This is a genomic window from Flagellimonas flava (assembly GCF_900129665.1).
Classification (GTDB): Bacteria; Bacteroidota; Bacteroidia; order Flavobacteriales; family Flavobacteriaceae; genus Flagellimonas; species Flagellimonas flava.
The window spans coordinates 486,670-509,266 of sequence record NZ_FQWL01000003.1; the positions used below are offsets into that span (position 1 = coordinate 486,670).

Consider the following 22,597-nt stretch of genomic DNA (forward strand, 5'->3'; position numbering starts at 1 on the left):
ATTAGATTGTATAGAATTCTTTGGCTTCTTTTTTAGTGATATAACCGTTTTTTACGTCCAACATTACTTGCTCTTTCGAACGTTTTTTTGGATCTCCATAACCCCCACCGGTAGCGGTAACACATCTTACCATATCTCCTTTTTTCAAGGTGATGTTCGTTCCTAGGCTATGCCTTTCTTTTGTGCCATCTTTTCGGATGATCATGAAATAGTTGTAGGATCCATCATGCCCTCCTTTCATCCCCCAGGTTTTGGTTTTTTCGCCTAAAAAGGCAGCTGTAACATGCGCTCCATCCGAAACAATTTTATAGTCGACGTACTGGCCATTACCTCCTTGAAACTCCCCATATCCTCCGCCCTCGTTATGAAAAGCATATTGTTCTACTTGGATACCGTAGCGCATCTCACGTATTTCAATGGGAATGTTATAGGATTCACCACTACCACAGGAAAGTTGACCACGATTTCCATCATGGGTGGAGGAAGCACCCCATCCGCCCGCCAAGGGTTCAGCTTGAATATAGAATTGTCCCGTATCCTGATGTATTCCCGAAATGAAGGTGGCACAAACCGAGCGCAAATGTCCCGCCGGTAACTTATCGGGAATCATCGGAGCCAGGATTTTCCAGATTAAATCTATGGCGGTAATCAAAACCTCATAGTAAACCGATACCGCCGAAGGAGCTTCTGCACTGACAATAGTGCCCGGTTCACAGATAACCTTCATAGGTCTGAACGCACCTCCGTTCGCATCCATTCGAGGTGTGGTTACGGCCTTAAAAAGACTTCGGCAACCCGTTACCAATCCACTAAAGGCTAAATTGGTTGCACCCTTCACCTGAGGGTGCGACCCGTTAAAATCAGCTACAAATTCCTTATCAGTTACTGTAATTTTAGCTTTTATGGGAAAAGGGCCTTCCCCAAAACCATTGTCCTCAATTTCGGTTGTTCCTTTGTAAACACCGTTTGGAATTTTCTTCAGCGCTTCAATACACATGCGCTCCCCATAATCTAGAAAATCTTCTTTGGCCTTGATGAACGTATCCAGGCTATATTTTTCAATAATTGAAATCACCCTTTGGGCACCCACTTCTGCTGCTGCAATTCCAGCGTACAAATCGCCAAGTGTACTATCTGGCAATCGTACATTGGATTTTATAAGGTCAACAATGGCCTCATTAATCTTGCCTTTTGCTCTCACTTTTATGAAAGGGAAGTGCAATCCTTCCTGATAAATTTCTGTGGCCACGGTAGACACAGAACCGGGAAAAGTCCCTCCCAACTCGGTCCAATGTGCTTTGTTGACCGTAAATGCGACCAGTTCATCTTTGTAGAAAACAGGAAATATTACAGAGACATCGGACAGGTGGGTTCCTCCACCTGCATAGGGCGTATTGGCAATCACCACGTCCCCTTCTTCCAAGGCATTTTCTCCGCTGAATTTTTCAAGGGTGGCTCGAACAACCGAATCCAGAGCGGCCAAAAATGCCGTTACCCCATTTCCTTGGGCCAATAACTCGCCTTTGGAATCGGTAATTCCCACCGCATAGTCCAGTGATTCATATATAATCGGACTCATACTTGTGCGCTGCAAGGTTTGAAACATTTCGTCACCTGCGGCTACTAATGCATCCTGTATAATTTCTAAGGTGAATTTTTCCATAGCTAGGCTTTTTGTAAGGTTAGAATCAAGTTGCCATATTCGTCAACACATACAATATGCAAAGGAGTAACGAGAGTAGTCGTGGCTTTTTCAGCAATTACAGCAGGTCCTTTGATTTGCATTTTAGGTTCTAAGAGATTCCTATGATAAAAGGCTGTTTGTTGAATACCCAAATCATCAAAATCCACCTCTCTAGTATCAAAGTGTGCATCTTCAACTTTTTTACCCGTTTTTTCCAATTTTGGAAAATCAGGTTTGTCAACCACCACTTCGGCCACTAAATGAAAATTCACTAACTCCACTGTGGTATTGAGTTCGAAGGAATAATGCTTTTTATGTTCTTTATGAAAATGCCGAATTATACTTTCTAAAGGAGTAGTGTCATCAAAATTGGACAACAGTACCTTCACATAATGTTCTTGACCTGCATAACGTAAATCGGTATAGTAAGTGAACTTGATGTCATCATCAGTATATCCATCGGATTTAAAGTTCTTGATAGCTTCACCCTCCATTTCCGCAAAAGTGGACTGTATTGTAGTCCGTTGCTCAGGTTCTAAAGTAATGACATTGGTCCTTATGAAGTCTCTTCGAATATCTGACATCAACATTCCGAAAGCAGAAAATACTCCAGCGTGCGGAGGCACAATCAATTTGGATACTTGAAGCTCCCTAGCCAGGTCGGCACCGTGCATAGATCCACCTCCTCCAATGACCACCATGGTAAAATCTCGAGGGTCGTATCCCTTGTTCACCGAAATAAGCTTTAGCGCATTTACCATATTGGAATTGGCAATACGAAGAATACCTTTGGCAATATCTTCTTTGGAAGCATTGAGTTTTTCACATAAATTTTTGGAAGCGTTGTCAATACTTGGATAGTCAGGTTGCAATTCTCCCCCCAAAAAATAATCGGGATGGATGCGCCCGGTAATAATGTTGGCATCGGTAGTGGTCAGATTTTTTCCTCCTCTTCCGTAGGCGGCAGGGCCAGGTTGAGCTCCTGCGCTTTTGGGGCCAACATGCATTTTTCCTCCTTCATCTATCCAAGCTATGCTTCCGCCTCCGTTTCCTATCTCAACAATATCGATTACCGGGGTTTGAATTGGATATCCTGCTTCAGTTCTCGAATGTTCAATTTTATAATTTGTGGTGATTTTTACCTGCCCGTTTTCAACTAAGGCGCATTTGGCGGTGGTTCCTCCAATATCCAAAACGATCAGGTTCTTTTTTCCAATGACCTTACCCAAGGCTATCGCTCCAAAAACACCACTTGCAGGACCAGATTCCACCATGGTAATCGGGTTGTTCTTTACATCATTCAAGGTGGTGATCCCCCCATTGGATTGCATAATGTAGGGGGTGTCTTTTAGTCCCTGGTTCTTTAGTTTTTCTTTGAGCTGGTTTAGATATTTTTTTGCAATGGGAAGGACATAACCCGACAAAACTGTAGAGCTGGTTCGTTCATATTCGCGCCACTCCCGGGTTACCTGATGTGATGTGATGATTTCAATAGAGCTGTCTAGCTTGTGCAATTCCTTAACCAACTCTACTTCATGCTCTGGATTTTTATAGGCGTGCAATAGGCAGACAGCAATAGCTTCAACATTCTCCTCTTTACAAGTCTTAAGAATGGCTTTTAGAGTGGCCATGTTCAACTCTTTGATGACCTCCCCTTTATAGTTCATTCGTTCTTCAACCTCAAACCTTAAAAATCTGGGTACAAAAGGAGGTTGTTTCACAAAATTGAAGTTGAATAGGTCAGGCCTGTTGCAACGCGCTATTTCCAAAACATCCCGAAATCCTTTAGTAGTAATTAATGCCGTTTTAGCACCTTTACGCTCAGTAAGTGCATTGATGACCACCGTAGTGCCGTGGGCAAAGAATTCTATCTCTTTTAGATCTACTTTTCCTTTCTCAATGGTATCCAATATGCCCTGTTCAAAATTGGAAGTTGTAGTATCTGATTTTGCAACTTTTACCCCTGTTGGTTTGCCTGATTCTTGGTCAAATTCAAGACATACCAAGTCTGTAAAAGTCCCGCCTATATCTGTTGCGACTCTCATGTTTTTCTCTTTAAAGTTTTAAAGAAAGCCACTAAGGAGTTTTAGTGGCTTTGCATTTGCAATGGATCACTTAACTTAAACTAACTCAAAATAGTACTGTTGCCTAGTTCTGTTAAAACTTATAGGCAATACTGGCGCCATAAGTGGCTGGTTGACCTAGCCAGGCCAGGTCCGAACCACCATTGGAGAATGTCTGCGCAAAAAATTCTGTAATGTATTCCGTATCCGTGAGGTTGGTTCCCCAAAGGTTTATTGAAAAATTATCGAAGGTAACCCCTAGTCGAGCATTCAAAAGATCATATCCTGACGACACCGCAACATTATCTTCATGCCAATATATTTCTCCAGTTCCTTCCACATTGACATTTCCGTTGAATGAAATGTTCTTGGCAATATCAAAGCTCGATTCCAATCCAAAACTGTAGCTGTTTTGTGGTACAAGCGGTGTATTGTTACCAGAAACATTTATGGTTTCATTGGCTCCGGTGCTCACGGTGGAAGTACCTTCGGTTATCCTGGCCTTGCTCACGCCATAACTCCCCAGGATGTCCAACCAATTTGTGGCCCTCAATTTAAGGTCTGCCTCAAATCCTACGGATTCACTTTCTGGAACATTGAAATTTCCAATGAGAATACTTCCGTTACCTCCATCTAGCACAAGGGCATATAGTTGTTGATTGTTGAAATCAATGTAATACCCTGACAAATTCAAAATAAAACGACCATCCCATAGGGTATTCTTCATACCAATCTCGTAGTTATCGGTTGTTTCCGCTTCAAAATCTGAATCGTAGCGAACCGTATTTCCCTGGTTAAATCCCCCAGTTCTATATCCACGTCCATAGTTGGCGTAGAGCAAGGTGTTCTCTGTTGCTTTTAAAGCCAAGGACAGTTTGGGTTGCAATTGGGTATCTGTTTTTTCTGGATTGGTGTTTTCGGTTACGTTGTCTTGTTGAATATTGTCCCTATCAAATCGAAGCCCAGCGGATAAAGTAAGTTTATCAGAAACCTGAAAATCCATAAATCCAAAGGCCGCAAGGGTGTTATAGGTATTTGTAAAGTTACCTATCGCCAATCTGGATTGTGTTCCTGTAGGTTCAAAAGGTGGTGCAAAAAACCCAAAATCGGCGGTGGCATCCGTAATAAGTTGCTTATCCAGTTTTTGATAAAAAGCACCCAAATCCCAACTCACCTTGCTGTCCGTATCTGTGGAACTAAGTCTAAACTCTTGATTGATCGTTTCGGTATTGCTGTCCTGAATCTGTCTTAAAACGTCGGCCGGAGTAAAATCCAAATCACCTATATGGTTACGCTCCCCTTTGTTATAAGAAGAAGAAGACGTGAGTCTAACATTGCCAAAATTAAAATCGACTTTTAGATTTCCATAGATGGCGTCGAGGGTAGAGCGCCCAAATTGATCTCCTTGAATGGCAAGGTTGTCAAAATCATCTGGATCAATCGTGGGGTTTCCTGTTGTTGGCGATGCATAATATACCGCTCCGGCTTCGGCATCAATAAACTGCCCGGTAAGTGTAGCGGTAGTATTGGAAGACAAAACAGCTTTTAACTGACCTCTAATGGATAAATCTTCCACAAAATCAGGTGCGGTATTTAAGGTGACGTTGTTTAATAAACCATCTCCTTTTTTATATGACCCTGAGATGCGATAAAAAAGCTTGTCTTTTACCAAAGGTCCGGTCGAGGACAATTGTGCTTGTAGAAGATTACCGTTGCCATAGCCAAATTGAATCTTGTTTCTAGATGTATTTGTTGGTTCGTTAGTAACAATGTTAATCGCCCCGGCAATGGCATTTCTACCATATAGTGCTCCTTGAGGCCCTTTTACAATTTCAATCAAAGCCAAATCGAACAATTCTTGGTTGATCAAATTGGCATCGGGCAGTGTAACCCCATCAATTACAAAAGCAATTGGTGATTCTCCATTTCGGATATGCGAAATTCCCCTGACAGTGATGAAATTATTACCAATGTTTTGTGAAGTGGTAAAATTTACATTTGGAATCTGATCGGCAAAGGTTTGCACATTATTTATTCCTTTGGTCTCTATGGCCTGCGCCGTGAAGGTAACAACGGACTCTGGAATGGATTGCACAGATTCGGCGCGACGTCTTGCTCTACCAACTACATTGTCAAACCCTTTTACAACTACTTCTTCAAGTTGCGAAGCATCTTCTTCCAAGGTTACGTTTATGGAATTACTATTTACAGCTACTTCCTGGGTCTTAAACCCAAGATAGGAAAAGACCAAGCTTGCCCCCGAGCTTACCCTTATAGCATAATTTCCTTTAAAATCTGTAGTGGTACCATTTGTGGTTCCCTGTTCAATTACGGATACGCCCAAAAGAGGGCCTTCGGCAGATTGAACCTTACCGCTTACCTCAATGTTTTGGGAAAAACAATAAAAAGGTAAAAGGATTATAAGTAATAAGACTGATCGTAGCATTGGTTATCTGATTATAAATTAGTTGGTTAAATATAGACAGGTCAATTTTCCTAAATTTTTTTTCCGAATTATAAATTATATTTTAGTAATTCCTGTTCACTTATTTGGAAAATAATGGAAAATATATTGGAAAGACATGAAAGCGAAACATTACTCCTGACCAAACAGGTGTTTACAGTACTTTTAAATAGGGTAATTGCACATTTTAAAGAATCACATAAAATAGGTGGCAAGTACAAAGATTCCCAATTGTATGGCTTTGGAAATTATGATACGGAACAAGCCAATCTTAAAAATGATCTTGAGCTGGTTCTTCGTGGCTATGTAAACGGCAAATACCTGTATAATAAGCTAAGGGAATCGTCTTCCGGTAAGCCCGTAATTAAAATCAGCAGGGAATACAGGTCCCTATTTTTCAATTATCTGGGATACCGTGATGTCATTGAATTTATTGAAAGTGATTTGTTTACACAAAAACAGCGGGATAAACAATTTGACCTGCTGAATAAGCGCGGAAGTTTAATAGACCATTATTATGTATGTTACTATTTTGGAGAGGACAACAAAATGAACAAGGGTCAAGTAATCATTTATAATGATTGGAAAACTGTGGAAATGATCTATGTATATGTCGATGATAATGGCGCAAAGGGTGTATACACTTTTTACGGAACCATTAGTCAGAGCGAGGATTTTGCCCATTTTGACACCAAATATTTTGTTGGAAATAAGAAAAGTGAAGGAGCCAAATTCATTTTCTTTATTGGAAAATCATCTCCCAACGAACGACATTACCTTACCGGAACTTATTCTGGATTTGATAAGTATGACCGTGCAATAGCCGGGAAAATGATTTTGAAAAAGTATGATACTAAAGTGGAGATCGAGGAAGAAGTCAATGATAAATCTTTTGACCCCATTATTTGCCAGGAATTGAATAAGATAAGGTTAGTGGTAGAGAGTAATATCAGAAAAAACCCTCTAAGGTTTTCCAAGAAAAGTCCATATGCCCAGGTTTTGACAAATTCTGCGGGAGATTATGTTTTTGATTTTAGCGTGGGAGGGAAGATTTATTCCATCAATCTTAAAATAGAAAAGCATCATTATAACATTGTGAGTTTAGATGATTCGGTAATCATAGAAGATGACAGAATTCTTGCGATAAATAAAGGGCAAATTCTTAACCTGGATTTTTCCGTTTCCGGAATGTTCCATCTTCAAAAAACATCCATTTATATAAATGCAATAGACTTTATTAACCAGCAGAAGGGGGTTGAAGGGAAGTTTAACGGCGTGGATATAAACAACAACATTATTTCTGGTATTGTTTACATTTCAAAGATCAACACCATCAAATCCAGACATTGACATCAGCAGCAATGCACCTATTCCATTTCCTATAGGATTTTGACTTCAAATAAAATTTATTTATGATAACTAACATAGGAATTGAATTTAGCGAAAATAACATCAATGAATTTTCAAGTCGACATTATCGGAAGACATTCTAACGTCACTACGCGATTATTTTAATTAGACTTCGTTACTGTCTGTCCGCGCGTGAGGAGAACTTGTCAGACAGAATATTGATGCTAACCTTGAAATGCAACATGGGGAATAGAAAAACTTTAACCAATTGCACTTGAAAAATTGATTGATCAAGTTTTTTCAAAGTAAATCGTTACCCCAAGTAATCTTTCAAAAAATTGTTATTCGCGTTCTTCTTCAACCGGCTTAGGGCAGTTGTTTTGATTTGTCTAACACGTTCTTTTGTAAGTTCCAAATTATAGGCTATTTCATCCATAGTCAATGGGGACTCTTCTCCTATCCCAAAGTACATTCTGATAATGTATGACTCGCGAATTGAAAGGATTCCCAAAAAATCGTTCACGTCTTTTTTCAAGGAGTTCTCTATTAGACTAGTCTCGGGACTTTCTAGCAGTCCTGCAGAAAGGCGATTGACAAGCGCATTTTCCCCTTGCATGTCATTCTTGCTTCCATCAATGGAGATGGGCCAAAAGGCATGTTTCAGACAGATTTTTATTTCCTCGACCCCCACATCTATCAATTCGGAAATTTCCTCGGAATTCGGCATTCGCTGATGTATTTGTTCAAATTGGGAACACGCTTCGTTGATTCTATTTATCACATTGATTTTGTTCAGAGGAAGCCTAACCATTCTGGAATTTTCCGTGATTGCCTGCAGTATTCCCTGTCGTACCCACCAGACAGCATAGGAAATGAATTTGAACCCACGTGTCTCGTCGAATTTTGTTGCTGCTTTGACCATTCCCAGATTACCCTCATTGATCAAATCATGTAGTTTCAACCCTCTACCTTGATATTGTTTCGCTACCGAAATAACGAATCTCAAATTTGCGGTCACCAATTTTTCAAGAGCTTCAATATCACCGCTTCGTATTTTAATTGCCAATTTCACCTCTTCATCTTCCGTGATCATTGGTATGCGGCTGACCTCCAACAGATACCTTTTTAATGACTCGCCACCTCTATCCGTGACCTGTTTTGCAATAGAAAGTGGTCGCATATCATTGTTTTAAGAATTATGACAAATTCCTTACATAGATAAGGTTACCATTGCCCTTTGGGTTTTTTCTTTGTCCAATTTCAATTTCTCCAATAGATTTTATCAATGGGGTAAGTTTTTTAAACCCATAGTTTCTGGCATCAAAATTTGGCTGTTTCTTTAACAAAAGCGCCCCTACTTCTCCCAAGAATGCCCACCCTTCATCATCCTCCACATCAGAAATCGTTGTGAGAATAAGGTCAATTACTTTAGGGGTTACTCTATCGACCTTGTTTTTCGTCTGCCTTGTGGACGTGTTGAAATCTCCAATCTTTGGTTTTTGTAATATTTCAAGATAAATGAACTTGTCACACGCCACGATGAATGGGTTCGGGGTCTTTCTTTCTCCAATTCCAAAAACGGTCATCCCCGCTTCCCGTAACCTTGTGGCCAATCTAGTGAAGTCACTATCACTGGAAACCAGGGTAAAACCATCAACCTTTCCTGAATACAGTATGTCCATTGCATCAATTATCATTGCACTGTCCGTGGCATTCTTTCCAGTGGTATATCCATATTGCTGTACCGGATTTATCGCATACTCCAATAGGACGTTTTTCCACTTGGCCAAATTTGGTTTTGTCCAATCACCATAGATTCTTTTAATACTGGGGTTTCCATACTTGGCAATCTCTTCCAGCATTTCCTTGATGTATTTAGAGGGGATGTTGTCACCATCTATTAAGACCGCAAGATTAATGTCATTATTCATTATCCAGCCTCAAGTACTTTTCTCTGTATACCGCCTTCGCTACCTTATCCCTGCGCAACTTAGATTTCTTTGTGAATTCTTGGTTACTTTTAATCTGTTTCAGGACTTGTGTGTTCCGATATTTTCTTTTGTACCTCTTTAGCGCCCTTTCTATGTTTTCGCCTGGTACAATCTTTATTTTTAGCATATGTTCCCAATATATTGTTATGGGATTTTCACGTATGGAAAATCCTACTATTAAATCCCCATGAAATCAAGAATGAACTGGACAACAATGAAAGTACAATTCACCACATTGATGTATCAAGATTAAACCCGGAAAGAATGACAGGCAAAAAATATCTTAGAAGCATCCCTATAAGTGATGAGGAATATTAAGAGAGGGCTATCTTATATTTAAAGACAAGTGAGACTTATGTCCACGGATGTTTTGTAAAGAAAGGTATAATAATCCACAAAAGAAGGTTTTTGAGGAATATTTGGACAGTATATCAGATTAAAGACTACACGGATATTCCACCAGAACCTAAAAAGGAAACCTTTATGTGAAAAAATCGCCTCATCACATTCCAGTAATTTTGATATCCGTGGTAAAGGGGACAAAGTTGAACTGAAAATTGAACACAACAACATCATAATAATGGATAACGGAATGGAATTCCATACTAGTTGTTTCCATTCACATTATGGGTCAGGTGCAAAATTGGCTTACAATTTTCTGAAAAGTAAGTTTGAAAACCGTGTCATTGTTGCTACATGAATAATAGAAGGCAAAAATTATACTGTTATTTCTAAACATAGCATGCCGTCGGAAATACTTGATGTTACGAGTTGCACTATCGAAATTTCAATTTCGGAGTTCAAATGGGGTGTATAAGATTATCAATTATATGAATCATCTAAGGAATTATTTATAGTTCTGCCAAAACACTTTACAGGAAGTGATTTTTCAAGGCTAGGGACGGTAAACCAATTGGACTCCGAAAAACGGCCAGTAACTTTTATTGGTGAAAATCTATCAGAGGTGGTAATTGAAATGATTAAATCCAGATATCCTAACAGCAATTTGATAATTATACAAAAAGACCATGTGATTCCCCTATTAACATTCATATCAATGGTTGCTTACTTTTAGATATTTGGGATAAAAAATGGGATAGGTTAATGGCAATAAAATAAAAAACCCAGTAAGAATAGTACCTACTGGGTTATGCCTGCTCCCCCTCTTGGGCTCGAACCAAGGACCCTCTGATTAACAGTCAGATGCTCTAACCAACTGAGCTAAGGAGGAATATTTTACCTTAAGCGGGTGCAAATATATGCGATTCTTTATAACACCACAAGCAAAATTACGCTAAATAAATCTTTTGATAATGTTCCAGATGTCATTTCCGAAAACCACCAACATTAATCCCATCAAAATGACAAAACCAACAATTTGACCTCGCTCTAGAACTTTCTGACTCGGAGGTCTTCCACTAAACATTTCATACAGCAAAAACATAACATGTCCACCATCTAAAGCAGGTATGGGTAAGACATTTATAAATGCCAACCAAACCGAGAACATTGCCATAAAACCCCAGAAAAAACCCCAATCCCATGACGTTGGCATCATCTCCACAATTCCAATTGGGCCTTTAACCTGTTTGTACCCTTTAATAATAGGATTGAATATGAGCTTAAACTGCTTTACCTGGCGCACCAAAACGTTTATGGTTTCCATAAAGCCTCTTGGAATGGCAGAAAAGAATCCAAACTCCTTGGTAATTGACAATTCTTGCTGGGCCAAGGTGTTGTTTGGGATTATTCCCAGTGGCAAACTATCCGGAACTTGAATATTGAGACTCAATGGTTTTCCGTCGCGGGTTAACTCAATATTAATGGAATCTCCTCGATTGTTATCAATTTGTGAAACCACCTCATCCCAAAACTTAAGTTTTTGGTTGTTGATACGCTCAAATTTGTCACCTACCTCAATGCCGGCATTCTTGGCATTGGAACTATCCAAAACATAGCCAATAACCAAAGAGGTATGTCTGGGAACTATAAACTGTCGCCCCCTGCTTTCCAGAGCGGCCTTTTTACCTTCGTCACTTAAGGCTACCAATTTTTCCTCTCCGTCCCGCAGCACTTTGATCTCATCACCGAACAAAATGTCCATGGAAAGATAACGATCCAATTTCTCTACCTTCTTCCCATCCACTTCCAAAATCTTGTCCCCTGTTCGCAACCCTATTTTTTCACTTACAGGATCCACGTGAAGTCCGTATTCAATTTTATTTACGGGAATATAGGTCTCTCCGTTGTTGTAAAACGTAAAGGTGTAAATGACCCAGGCCAACAAAAAGTTCACCGTTACCCCGCCGAGCATAATGATCAAACGTTGCCACGCCGGCTTGCTTCGGAATTCCCATGGCTTGGGTTCTTCCTTCATCTGATCAGTGTCCATACTTTCATCGATCATACCGGCAATCTTTACATAACCTCCCAGAGGAAGCCAACCAATACCGTATACGGTTTCCCCTATTTTCTTTTTGAAAAGGGAAAATTTAACATCAAAGAAGAGGTAGAATTTCTCCACCTTGGTTTTAAAATATTTGGCGGGAATAAAATGTCCCAACTCATGTAAGATCACCAGAATAGAGATAATCAACACGAACATTATAATCTGAGTAAAGAGACCCATCAGCAATTATATCTGGTTACAAGGCAACAAAAGTACGCTTTTAACACTTTTCTGAAAAGATCATTTTAGGCAATCATCGTATTTAAGAAAGTTTTAGGAACAAAAGCGCTTTTTAACTTGATGAATCAGCTACCCGGCCGTAATTTTGCAACATGCGAAGGTTTTTTTCAAAGTTTAAGTTTTTTGGGGTGGTTTTATTGGGGCTTTCAGCCATTATCATCTATCTTTTTTACAACGCCCTTCAACCCAAAAAGAACCTTCCCATCTTCCAGCCTTCCATGGTGGACCAAAGTCTTGTGGACAGCACCCTCCATTACAAAAAGAAGTACCACACCATAGCTAATTTTGAGCTTATCAATCAAAACGGAAAGACCATAACACAAGACACTTATCAAGATAAAATCTATGTAGCCGATTTTTTCTTTACCACCTGCCCCACCATTTGTCCCATTATGACCAAAAACATGGTGGAAATCCAAAATTCCATTTTAGATAATGAGGATGTCATGCTGCTATCCCATTCAGTTACTCCAGTCATAGATTCGGTGGCCCAACTGAAAAAATACGCCAAGGAAAAGGGAGTTGATGATAACAAATGGAATCTGGTTACTGGAGATAAAAAACAAATCTATGCGCTCGCTCGAAAATCGTATTTGGCGGTAAAGACCGATGGAGACGGCGGACCTTATGACATGATCCATACGGAGAATTTCATTTTGGTGGATAAAGAACGAAGAATACGTGGGTTCTACGACGGAACAAATCCAGAGGAAATCGAGAAATTGCTCGAAGACTTAAAAATCTTGGAATCATCCTACGCAGAATAGTTGCATAGCTTTAGCATTTTTAGGGCAGGTTATGTGTTTGCTTTTCCCTATTTTTGCTTTTAATTAAAATTATTCTAAATAAGATTTGTGGCGACAGTTTTAGATTTAAAGCAAGGCCAAAAAGGGGTAATCAAAGAATTTGCTGATTTTATGTTGCCCATCAAACTGCTTGAGTTGGGATGTTTGCCTGGCAATACGGTGGAGTTGGTTCAGATAGCTCCCCTAAAAGACCCCATTTACATTAATGTCAACGGTAGCCACATAGCCATACGGCGCTCCTTGGCCAAACAAATCGAACTCGAAATTACCGAAGACCCCCTAAGCCTATGAGCAAAAGCATCAAGGTTGCGCTTATAGGCAATCCCAATACTGGAAAAACCTCAGTTTTCAACCAACTCACCGGTCTAAAGCAGAAGGTAGGCAACTACCCGGGCATCACCGTGGAAAAAAAGCAAGGAACCTGCAAGCTTCCAGGAGGAGCAAAGGCCAATATTCTTGATTTACCCGGAACGTATAGCCTTAACACCACTTCTTTGGACGAAAGCGTGGTGGTGGAATTGCTGCTCAATAAAAACGATAAGGATTTTCCGGATGTGGCCGTAGTGGTGACCGATGTGGAAAATCTTAAACGGAACCTGCTGCTCTTTACCCAGATAAAAGACCTAAGAGTTCCAACCATTCTGGTCATCAATATGGCTGATCTTATGTCCAGAAAAGGGATTTCATTGGACATTCAAGAGCTGGAGCAAAAGTTAGACACCAAGATAGCTCTTGTAAGTACCCGCAAGGGCCATGGCATACAACATATTAAAGAACTTATTGCCAACTATGAGTCGATTTCGGCCATGCCCAATGTGGACACTGAAAGAATTGCGCCAGAATATTTTGGGCAGCTTAAAAAGGCTTTTCCAAAGGAAAATTTATACAAGCTGTGGCTTGTTATTACACAGGACGTAAACTTTACCAAGGTCGAAAAAAAGCGTATTGAAGACGCTACCTCTTTTTCTACGAAATCCAAAACTGAGCTCAAAAAACTGCAGCATCGAGAGACTGTACTGCGTTATCAATTTATCAACCAAGCCCTAAAGGATACCTATAAGGTGGATTTTTCCGCTGCAAAAGGGTTGAGGGCATCACTGGATCGAATTCTTACCCATAAGGTTTTTGGCTACGTCATATTCTTTGTGATTCTCCTGCTGATTTTCCAAGCGATTTTTGATTGGAGCACCTACCCTTCCGATTTTATAGACGCCCAATTTGCAAATGCATCGGAGTGGATCAAGTCCGTGTTGCCGGCCGGGGTTTTTACCGATTTGTTGGCCGAAGGTGTTCTGGCAGGTATCGGCGGTATAGTTGTGTTTATACCTCAAATTGCTTTTCTGTTTCTGTTCATTTCATTATTGGAGGAAACCGGGTATATGAGTCGAGTGGTTTTTTTGATGGACCGGTTGATGCGTCCTTTTGGTTTAAGCGGGAAAAGTGTGGTGCCTTTAATTTCAGGAACCGCCTGCGCCATTCCTGCGGTTATGGCCACTAGGACCATAGAAAGTTGGAAAGAACGCTTAATTACAATTTTGGTCACCCCGTTCACCACTTGTTCCGCTAGGTTGCCTGTATACCTTATCCTTATTGCCCTGGTTATTCCGCAGGGCGGTTTTTTGGGAATGAGCTACAAAGCCCTAACCCTGATGTTGCTCTATCTACTCGGGTTTGGGATGGCCATTTTTTCCGCTTCCATTCTGAACAAGATTCTAAAAATCAGAAGTCGTTCCCTATTTATGGTGGAAATGCCCACCTATCGCCTCCCGCTTTTTAAGAATGTGGCCTATACCGTTATCGAAAAAACCAAGAGCTTCGTTTTTGGGGCTGGAAAGATTATTCTGGCCATTTCAATTGTGCTTTGGTTCTTGGGATCCAATGGTTCTTCGGACGACTTCAAAAATGCAGAGGACATTGTCAACAAACGTATTCAGGAAAATGGCCTCAGCGCATACAGCAACAACTATATCCAAAAACATATCAAATCCTATATGGAAGGGGTTAAGTTTGATGAGGACAACCAACCAGACGCTGTTGAACTCACAGCGCTTGGGGACACCCTTCAAAATGTGACCCGTCTTCTTAAAGAAAGGGCTAGGGTCCAGGAAATTGCCAGCTATAAACTGGAACACTCCTATATTGGACAAGCCGGGAAAGCCATCGAACCATTGGTAAAACCTTTGGGGTATGATTGGAAAATTGGTATAGCGGTACTAACGTCTTTTGCAGCCCGGGAAGTTTTTGTGGGCACTCTGGCTACCATTTATAGTGTAGGGAGTGATGAGGAAGAAACCATTAAAAACAGAATGGCCGCCGAGCTGGATGACACGGGCCAAAAGCCCTTGTTCAATTTGGCATCAGGAATCTCTCTGATGCTCTTCTATGCCTTTGCCATGCAGTGTATGAGTACCCTAGCTGTTGTGAAACGGGAAACGAACAGCTGGAAATGGCCACTTCTACAATTGTTTTTCATGAGCACTTTTGCGTATCTTGTTGCACTGGCGGCCTATCAAATCCTAAGGTAATGGATATCGTTCAAAACATATTGGTTTATCTCACCCTTGCATTGGCAGTTGGTTACCTCCTTTGGAAATTTGTACTGCCCAAATCCCTTATCAGCGGCAGAAAGAAGACAGATAAAAGTTGTGGTCATGATGGCTGCGGTTGCGACTAAGATGCTTACCATTAGGGTTTGATCCCCTTTTCCACACAGATTCTTGCTATAAATTGGAAATCTTTTCCCATTTTTTTAAAAAGCGTTGTAACGTTTTTTAATTTCCTGACTATATAGGGTAACCAATCAGCTTAAAACAACATTGAAAGAGCTTTCAGATGAAATAATTATGCAAAAAGTATCCACGGGAAACCTGGATTTGCTCAAGGTGCTCTTTGAACGACATCACCGGTACGTCTATAATTATTTATACAAAATGTCCGGGGATGCCATGCTCAGTGAAGATTTGACGCAGGATGTTTTTTATAAACTGATCAAGTATCGAAGTTCATACAAAAATGGTGCTTTTGTATCCTGGTTGTTTAGTATCGCAAGAAACAACCTTAAAAGCTATTACACCAGAAATCACCGACTTCATGTGGACATAGAAAGTATTTCACATAAAACGGTTGACGATGGGATGGAAAAAAATGAGGAACTCAGCCAACTGCAGCTTGCCCTTGGCAAACTGAACGAAAGTGACCGTGAACTCATTGTACTGAACAGATATCAAGAAATCAAGTACGAGCAGCTGGCCACTATTGTTGGAAGCACTCCGGGAGCGGTGAAAACCAGGGTGAGCCGAGCAATGAAAAAACTGAAAGAGCTCTATTTTGAGAACAACTAAAACAAAGCAAACAAATAAAAAATATAACCATGACAGCATGTAAGGAATCTATATCCGAGCTACTCCACGACTATCTGGACGGGGTCCTGCCCTCACATAAAAACGATATGGTGGAAGCTCATTTGGACTCATGTGAAGCCTGTCGACAAGAATTGGAGGCATTAAAAACCCTGTTTGGTGCATTTCAAAGTGAAGCCATGGATGTGCCTTCCACTAGGTTAAGAAGTTCATTTGAAGAAGCGCTGGAACAAGAAAAAGCTGGGCAAGGTGTAGTTCATATTCAGGCTAAAAAGAAAAGCTGGACCTCCGACTTCCTTAAGATAGCCGCAGGTATTGCATTGCTTGTGACCGCTTTCCAATCAGGGAGAATTTTGCAACTGGAAAAGTCCAATCAAGACGTGGCGGCCTTGTTGGAGGAGAACCTACAGAATAAACAAATGGCCATGCTCTCTTTAATGGAAAACCAATCGGCTAGTAAACGCATCCAAGGGGTCAGCTATATCGAGGATTTTCCAAATCCGGATGAGGCTATCGTTAGGGCATTGGCCAATCGCCTTCTCACGGACGACAATGATAATGTAAGGTTGAATGCCTTTGAGGCACTTGCCAAGTTTTCGTCGAGTCCAGAAGTAAAAACTGTTTTCATCGAAGCCTTAGGGCAAGAAAAAAACCCTAGCATTCAAATTGGAATCATTCAAGCCTTGGTCAAAATTCAAGAGAAAAAGGCGGTGATTCCCATGCAAAAATTGCTGGAAAAAGAGGATACCCAACCTTTTGTAAAAAATGAAATCGAAATGGCATTGCCAAAAATTATATAAATACAAAAAACGAAGAATCATGAGACAATTATCAATTTTAGTACTCGCCTTGGCGATCAGTAGCCTCACCCAAGCACAAGCAGATTATACCAAGGCCTTGAGCGGAATAGAATGGGTGAAAATAGAATCCAAGGCGGACATCACTTTAAGAACCCAGACTTCCAATGAGATCAGAATTAAGGGCAGCAGAAGTCGTAAAATATCCGAAAAGGCCAAAGGGCTACGTTTAGTTGGCGAAGGAGGTTCGGACAATACCGAGGTGGGATTTTATGTAGTGCAGGATGGAAATACGTTGATCGTTAAGAACCTGAGAAGGTCAGAAGGTGCCGAAATCTTCCTGCCCAAAAACCAGAATGTTGCTGTAAAAAGCACTTGGAGCGGGGATATAGAAATAGAAGGTTTTGCAGGTGAAATTGAGGCCAATGCCCAACTCAACGGAAGTATTGAAATATCCGATGTAAACGGGCCGGTGACCGCAAATGCCCTTAATGGGGAAATTACAGTGGCCTTTGGTACTGTAAAACAGGATTCGCCCATCTCCATCTATACAACAAACGGCGGGGTGGATGTGGCCTTGCCTTCCAACACGCCCGCCAACTTGACCCTGGGCACCACCAATGGCGATATTTATACGGACTTTGACATTAAAAGGGCAGAAAAAGATGGCCTAAAATCCATATCGGGAAGAAAAATAAAAGCTTCCATCAATAACGGAGGGGTCAACATTTCCCTGAAATCCACCAACGGTAACATTTATCTACGAAAAAAGTAAACACTAAACGGAGAGTTTATTCATCCAAAAAACAAATCAACATGAAAAAATTAGGAATGCTAATCGCGACAGGCCTCATCAGCCTGTCGCTTCAAGGCCAAAAAATCATTGAAAAGAATATTGCATACAGCAATCAAACCGTGGATTTGGACGTAAAGTTTGCTTCCGATATCGAAGTGAAGACCTGGGACAAATCCACCGTGTATTTTAAGGCGGAAATCTTTGTGAAAGAGGAAGGTTACCAGGATTTATACAGGTTGGATGTTAGGGAAAATAGCTCCACCATAAGCATTTCGTCCGATGCCGATGCCCTACTAAAGGCTCTTCACAAACTATGGGAAAAGGAAGATTCCAATGGACGCCGGCGTCATTATATTACCAGCGATCTCTACGAGTTCAATTATGTACTCTATGTACCAAAAAAGGCCAGGTTTACGGTAAGTAGCATTAATGGAGACCTACGGTCGGAGTTGATTCAAGGTGAATTTACAGCGGACTTGATCAATGGGAACATAGACATTAAAAAGTATAACGGTAATATGGACCTGAAAACCATTAATGGGGAAATTGATTTGGTGATACGGGACTCCCGACTTTACGCTGAGACCATTCATGGGCTTATCTATGCAGATGAGGATTTAAACTTAAAAGTAACCGACCGTCATGTAGGCCAAAAAGTGGAAGGCAACCTTGGCAACGCTACTTACCGACTTAAATTGGATACCATTAACGGCAATATGTACCTACGGTTGTGAGCATTCGGTTACATTTTTCGACCTGTTTGTTTATCGTTTTATGTCTATTGGGTTGCAAAAGGGAAGTCGTCTTTATTCAGGACGCTGAAGATATGGAACGCATGGAGCCAGATTCAATCTTGTTGGCCGAAATGATTTCAATCCGAGAACAGGCCATGATCACAAAGAATATGCCCATGGCGCTTTCCCAGTTTGGAAAGCAAGCTACATGGATAAACTCACAAGGTTATTTTTTTGAGGGCCAGGACGAGGTGGAAAAGTTTCATGGCATGCTCGCAGGTAACGACTCATTGGATTATTGGTATAAAGCCGGAAAACCGAAAATCCGGCTCTTGGACTCCAACAATGCTCTGGTGTATTACTCCTGGAAAATGTTTTGGTATCAGAAAGCACAAAAAACCGACACCGTGATTAGAGAAATAGGCTTGATGACCTTAAATGCGCAAAAGCAAAACAACCAATGGAAGTGGGTAGCAGTAACCAACCAACACACACCTTGGTTTTATGAAAAAATTAAAGCTGTGACAATTGAATAGTGCTATAAAAGCGAGGCCATAAAACTGTAGAACAGAAGTGCCCATGCAATCACCAATAGCAGTCCGCCTATTGGGGTAACAGGACCTAAAAAACGAAGTTTTTTTCCATTGGAATCACTCAATACAAGGCCGTAAATACTAAAGGAGAACAATACGGTTCCCCAGACAAAGCAATTGACAATATATCGGTCAAGGGGACTATCGAAACCAAGGTTAAAAGCCAGTACGAGTAGCACAATGGCATGGTACATTTGGTATTTTACACCGGTCTCAAAACTTTGGAGTTGTTGTGGGGTCAATTTCTTTTTGAGCGCATGAGCCCCAAAAGCTCCCAAAATTACGGCAAGCAAGCCAAAAAGAGCTCCAGCGGCCTGGGCCAGCAAAATGGTTTCCATAGGTTGATTTCTTTTGGTATTTTAAAATGCCACACTTATTTCGGTATCACCCGCAACTTTAAACCGACATTCATGATATTTAGGGGGGCCAAAGGTTTTCATTTTGGCCTTGGAAAAAGCCACCTTTTCCGTTGGGATTCCCAACCAGTTGGTGTCCAGTTTATCGTTGCCATTGGCATCGTGAAAAATTGCAAGTGCATATTCACCATTGGGCATATCTTTCAAGGTTATGCTAATCGTACCCTCATGCGCGGGAGCACTGGTGGCCTTTACCACACCTTCAAACTTTAAAAAAGAAGATTCGGAATTATACACCGCCACATTTACCTTCCCCTCCTCCGAAGGGATATTCCCGACATGCACAGAAAGTTTGTTCTGGGCCAAAATCCCGAAGGGAACGCAAAAAATCAAAAGGAAAAGATTTTTGGTAAAGAAATGGGAATTCATTCGGTTCGATTTACATTGGAATCCAATTGCGCTTGCAAAATATCATAAAAATTTTGAGTCTCAAGGCTATCTTTAAGATTCACGAAGAGTTTTAAGGAATCTTTATGTACCAACTTTATTTTTTGTTGGGCCAGATCGTCCACAAAGAAATACACCTTGTTTTGCGTTAGGGAATCTGAAAAAACACCTTTTTCGGCCACCAACCATGAAAATCCACTGGAACGTTCCAATTCCGGAAGGCGTTCCACCATTTCCAAACTATCAATGTCCGCCAAAGGGATACGCTGATAGTAAAATCCAGATAAGATTTTTAATTCGCCCTCCTCAATTTTATGCCAATTCTTGTAGTGGGCCAGAAAAGCGAAAAAACAGGCTACCAGTGTAAGGACGATCAATACATTCCAAAACCAGTGCCGTTTCTTTTTACTCATTTTCCTTATCGGTTCTAAACTTGTCAAACCACGCAACCGTATGCGCGATCTTGGTAATCAAATTACTCGGTTTACTGGCAATTCCATGACTTGCTCCGGGGATTTCTACCAGAACGGTCTCAATTTTACGCAATTTAAGGGCATGGTATAGTTGTTTGGCTTCACTGGGTGGGGTACGCAAATCGTTCATACCCACCATAACCATAGTTGGGGTCTGTATATTACCAACGAGTGAAATGGGAGAAAATTTCCAATAGCCCTCAAAATTTTCCCAAGGTTGACCGGGATACCGGTGCTCAGCATAATAGAAGTAATTATCTGCCACTAAGGTTTTACTGATCCAGTTCATTACCGGTTTGGCTACCACTGCAGCTTCAAAGCGATTGTTTTTACCGATCATCCATGCAGACATTATTCCCCCGGCACTTCCGCCCGTAACAAACAACTGGTCTTCATGGGCAATTCCCATTTGAATGCAGTGATCCACACCATCCATAACGTCATTGTAATCCTCACCGGGGTAGTTGTTGTACAGGAGATTTCCAAACTCCTCGCCATAACTGGTACTTCCTCTTGGATTGGGATAAAACACAATGTACCCCGCTGCGGCATAGAGCTGCATCTCAACTGAAAAACGATCTCCATAATTCAGAATTGGCCCTCCATGGTTTTCCACCATAAAAGGATATTTTTTTGTGGCATCGTAGTTAGGAGGGTAGACCACCCAACCCTGAATATCCCTTCCATCCACAGAAGATTTGTACCATACCTCCTCCACTTTGCCCAATTCTCGATAAGCCAATAGAGGTTTGCTCAGCGCTGTTATCCGAATGGGTGTTTTTGATTTGGCCTTGAGTACGGTCAATTCCGCCGGATAATCAGGTCTTGATTGCGTATAGGCGATGTTACCATTTTTGGCCGCGCTAAATGACCCGCTGGCATAAGGTCTTCCCAAGGTAGTTCCCCCAACATTGTCCAATAGTTTGGCAACATCTCCCTGAAGCGAAATATGTCCTACCTTTCCGTTGCCCTTGTCATCGTAAGCTACATAAAGCCCATTGCTTTTGGCGTCCCATTGGATATCCGAAATGGTTCTGTCCAACTTTTCGGAAATGGTTCTTTTACCACTTCCATCCACATTCATGACCTGTACTTTCCGAATTTGAAATGCCTGTACCTGGTCTTCGAATCCCAAATAAGCAATGTACTTTCCATCTGGGGAGACTTTGGGGCTGTAATCCGGTCCATTTCTATCCGTAAGGGCTTGAATCTCGCCATCTTCCACCTGAACGGAATAGATTTCGCTATTTCTAAAACGATATTCCCAGTCCTCTACCCTATTAGCCGAAAAATAAATTTTTCTCCCATCCTTGCTCCAAGATAAAGTTCCCCTATGGTGCCAGTCGCCAGAGGTAATCTGTCTAGGAGCTCCTCCCACGGCTGGAATGGTAAAAATATGATTGAATCCAGGTTTAATGTATCCCCTACCGTCGGCTTCATGGTAGACCCTATCCGTAATACGAGGGGTTTCTGCCCATTTTGCACCCTTTGGTTTTTTAGGGATTTTGGCAATGACCGGAGGTGCTTTTGGCACATTCATAGAAAATGCCAACTGCCTGCCATCTGGGGACCAAGTCAATGAACTTGGACTGAACGGAAGTTGGGTCAGTCTTGCCGTTTTACCGGTGGACACCCAATACATATATATTTCGGACCCTTCGTCCGTGCTGCTCGAAAATGCAATTCTATCTCCGGAAGGTGACCATTTGGGACTACTTTCGTTGGTTTCCCTAGAGGTCATTTTTTGATGTTCGCTCCCATCGGATTTTACCAACCAAAGATTTCCCTTTGACTTATCCTTTAGAATGTCATAACCCATTCGCCGATACACGATCAAGTCTCCATTTGGTGAGATTTGGGGATCCGAGGCATACTGTAGGTCAAAAACATCCAAATAGGAAAAATTGGATTTTTGGGCAGAGGTAAACTGCAAGGTCCCAAGCACTATAAGGGACAGAAGAAATCGCTTCATAAACATATTATTTGTAGCTTTAA

The 22,597-nt window shown here is 41.1% G+C and carries 21 protein-coding genes and 1 tRNA gene; 10 read left to right on the forward strand and 12 right to left on the reverse strand.

Translation table 11 applies throughout. From position 1 onward, the window contains the following. Nucleotide 1: 1 nt before the first annotated feature. From BUC10_RS11775 to BUC10_RS11785, 3 genes are all read right to left on the reverse strand, one after another. Nucleotides 2–1,663, reverse strand: a complete 1,662-nt coding sequence (locus BUC10_RS11775) for a hydantoinase B/oxoprolinase family protein (RefSeq protein ID WP_073179796.1) — start codon at nucleotides 1,661–1,663, stop codon at nucleotides 2–4. A 2-nt stretch (nucleotides 1,664–1,665) separates the two neighbouring features. Beyond that, nucleotides 1,666–3,729: a hydantoinase/oxoprolinase family protein gene (locus BUC10_RS11780; RefSeq protein WP_073179798.1), complete on the reverse strand. Its 2,064-nt coding sequence runs from the start codon at nucleotides 3,727–3,729 to the stop codon at nucleotides 1,666–1,668. 112 nt (nucleotides 3,730–3,841) lie between these two features. After that, nucleotides 3,842–6,193: a TonB-dependent receptor gene (locus BUC10_RS11785; protein ID WP_073179800.1), complete on the reverse strand. Its 2,352-nt coding sequence runs from the start codon at nucleotides 6,191–6,193 to the stop codon at nucleotides 3,842–3,844. Between the two features lie 114 nt (nucleotides 6,194–6,307). Here BUC10_RS11785 and BUC10_RS11790 point away from each other — a divergent pair, with 114 nt between their 5' ends. Beyond that, entirely contained in the window at nucleotides 6,308–7,561 is a 1,254-nt protein-coding gene (locus BUC10_RS11790; protein ID WP_073179802.1) for a hypothetical protein, read from the forward strand. A 313-nt stretch (nucleotides 7,562–7,874) separates the two neighbouring features. Here the strand turns inward: BUC10_RS11790 and BUC10_RS11795 are convergent, their stop codons facing one another. From BUC10_RS11795 to rseP, 5 genes are all read right to left on the reverse strand, one after another. Continuing rightward, nucleotides 7,875–8,741 carry a sigma-70 family RNA polymerase sigma factor gene (locus BUC10_RS11795; protein WP_073179804.1) on the reverse strand — a complete coding sequence of 289 codons (867 nt, stop codon included), beginning with the start codon at nucleotides 8,739–8,741 and terminating at the stop codon, nucleotides 7,875–7,877. Nucleotides 8,742–8,757: 16 nt separating this feature from the next. Continuing rightward, nucleotides 8,758–9,492, reverse strand: coding sequence for an NYN domain-containing protein (locus BUC10_RS11800; protein WP_073179807.1), 735 nt, complete (start codon nucleotides 9,490–9,492; stop codon nucleotides 8,758–8,760). Then, nucleotides 9,485–9,679, reverse strand: coding sequence for a 30S ribosomal protein S21 (rpsU, locus tag BUC10_RS11805; RefSeq protein WP_073179809.1), 195 nt, complete (start codon nucleotides 9,677–9,679; stop codon nucleotides 9,485–9,487). Before rpsU ends, BUC10_RS11800 begins: the two co-directional genes overlap by 8 nt. 1,030 nt (nucleotides 9,680–10,709) lie before the next feature. Continuing rightward, a tRNA-Asn gene (locus tag BUC10_RS11810) sits at nucleotides 10,710–10,783 on the reverse strand. 63 nt (nucleotides 10,784–10,846) lie between these two features. Then, nucleotides 10,847–12,181 (reverse strand): RIP metalloprotease RseP, encoded by a 1,335-nt coding sequence (gene rseP, locus BUC10_RS11815; RefSeq protein WP_073179811.1) that lies wholly within the window; start codon nucleotides 12,179–12,181, stop codon nucleotides 10,847–10,849. 152 nt (nucleotides 12,182–12,333) lie between these two features. On the opposite strand from rseP, the gene BUC10_RS11820 reads away from it, so the two are divergent. From BUC10_RS11820 to BUC10_RS11855, 9 genes are all read left to right on the forward strand, one after another. Next, complete coding sequence (locus tag BUC10_RS11820) at nucleotides 12,334–13,008, forward strand: SCO family protein (RefSeq protein WP_073179813.1); 675 nt, start codon at nucleotides 12,334–12,336, stop codon at nucleotides 13,006–13,008. Nucleotides 13,009–13,095: 87 nt separating this feature from the next. Next, nucleotides 13,096–13,338, forward strand: coding sequence for a FeoA family protein (locus BUC10_RS11825; protein ID WP_073179815.1), 243 nt, complete (start codon nucleotides 13,096–13,098; stop codon nucleotides 13,336–13,338). Continuing rightward, entirely contained in the window at nucleotides 13,335–15,572 is a 2,238-nt protein-coding gene (gene feoB, locus BUC10_RS11830; RefSeq protein WP_073179817.1) for a ferrous iron transport protein B, read from the forward strand. Before BUC10_RS11825 ends, feoB begins: the two co-directional genes overlap by 4 nt. After that, nucleotides 15,572–15,721 (forward strand): hypothetical protein, encoded by a 150-nt coding sequence (locus BUC10_RS17850; protein ID WP_165614892.1) that lies wholly within the window; start codon nucleotides 15,572–15,574, stop codon nucleotides 15,719–15,721. The genes feoB and BUC10_RS17850 overlap by 1 nt, the downstream gene beginning before the upstream one ends. Nucleotides 15,722–15,890: 169 nt before the next feature. Beyond that, nucleotides 15,891–16,388 (forward strand): RNA polymerase sigma factor, encoded by a 498-nt coding sequence (locus BUC10_RS11835; RefSeq protein WP_073179819.1) that lies wholly within the window; start codon nucleotides 15,891–15,893, stop codon nucleotides 16,386–16,388. A 29-nt stretch (nucleotides 16,389–16,417) separates the two neighbouring features. Continuing rightward, nucleotides 16,418–17,206 carry a HEAT repeat domain-containing protein gene (locus BUC10_RS11840; RefSeq protein WP_073179821.1) on the forward strand — a complete coding sequence of 263 codons (789 nt, stop codon included), beginning with the start codon at nucleotides 16,418–16,420 and terminating at the stop codon, nucleotides 17,204–17,206. Nucleotides 17,207–17,225: 19 nt separating this feature from the next. After that, nucleotides 17,226–17,978 (forward strand): DUF4097 family beta strand repeat-containing protein, encoded by a 753-nt coding sequence (locus BUC10_RS11845; RefSeq protein WP_165614893.1) that lies wholly within the window; start codon nucleotides 17,226–17,228, stop codon nucleotides 17,976–17,978. Nucleotides 17,979–18,019: 41 nt separating this feature from the next. Then, nucleotides 18,020–18,733: a DUF4097 family beta strand repeat-containing protein gene (locus BUC10_RS11850; protein ID WP_073179827.1), complete on the forward strand. Its 714-nt coding sequence runs from the start codon at nucleotides 18,020–18,022 to the stop codon at nucleotides 18,731–18,733. 101 nt (nucleotides 18,734–18,834) lie between these two features. After that, on the forward strand, nucleotides 18,835–19,269 hold the full coding sequence (locus tag BUC10_RS11855) for a hypothetical protein (protein ID WP_131819074.1): 435 nt from the start codon (nucleotides 18,835–18,837) through the stop codon (nucleotides 19,267–19,269). A 2-nt stretch (nucleotides 19,270–19,271) separates the two neighbouring features. Here the strand turns inward: BUC10_RS11855 and BUC10_RS11860 are convergent, their stop codons facing one another. The 4 genes from BUC10_RS11860 to BUC10_RS11875 are packed head-to-tail and all read right to left on the reverse strand — an operon-like array spanning nucleotide 19,272 to nucleotide 22,574. Beyond that, on the reverse strand, nucleotides 19,272–19,664 hold the full coding sequence (locus BUC10_RS11860) for a DUF423 domain-containing protein (protein ID WP_073179831.1): 393 nt from the start codon (nucleotides 19,662–19,664) through the stop codon (nucleotides 19,272–19,274). Between the two features lie 21 nt (nucleotides 19,665–19,685). Then, nucleotides 19,686–20,111 carry a DUF2141 domain-containing protein gene (locus BUC10_RS11865; RefSeq protein WP_073179832.1) on the reverse strand — a complete coding sequence of 142 codons (426 nt, stop codon included), beginning with the start codon at nucleotides 20,109–20,111 and terminating at the stop codon, nucleotides 19,686–19,688. Next, on the reverse strand, nucleotides 20,108–20,542 hold the full coding sequence (locus BUC10_RS11870) for a PH domain-containing protein (protein ID WP_073179833.1): 435 nt from the start codon (nucleotides 20,540–20,542) through the stop codon (nucleotides 20,108–20,110). The genes BUC10_RS11865 and BUC10_RS11870 overlap by 4 nt, the downstream gene beginning before the upstream one ends. Continuing rightward, nucleotides 20,535–22,574, reverse strand: coding sequence for a S9 family peptidase (locus BUC10_RS11875; RefSeq protein WP_073180133.1), 2,040 nt, complete (start codon nucleotides 22,572–22,574; stop codon nucleotides 20,535–20,537). Before BUC10_RS11875 ends, BUC10_RS11870 begins: the two co-directional genes overlap by 8 nt. Nucleotides 22,575–22,597: the final 23 nt, after the last annotated feature.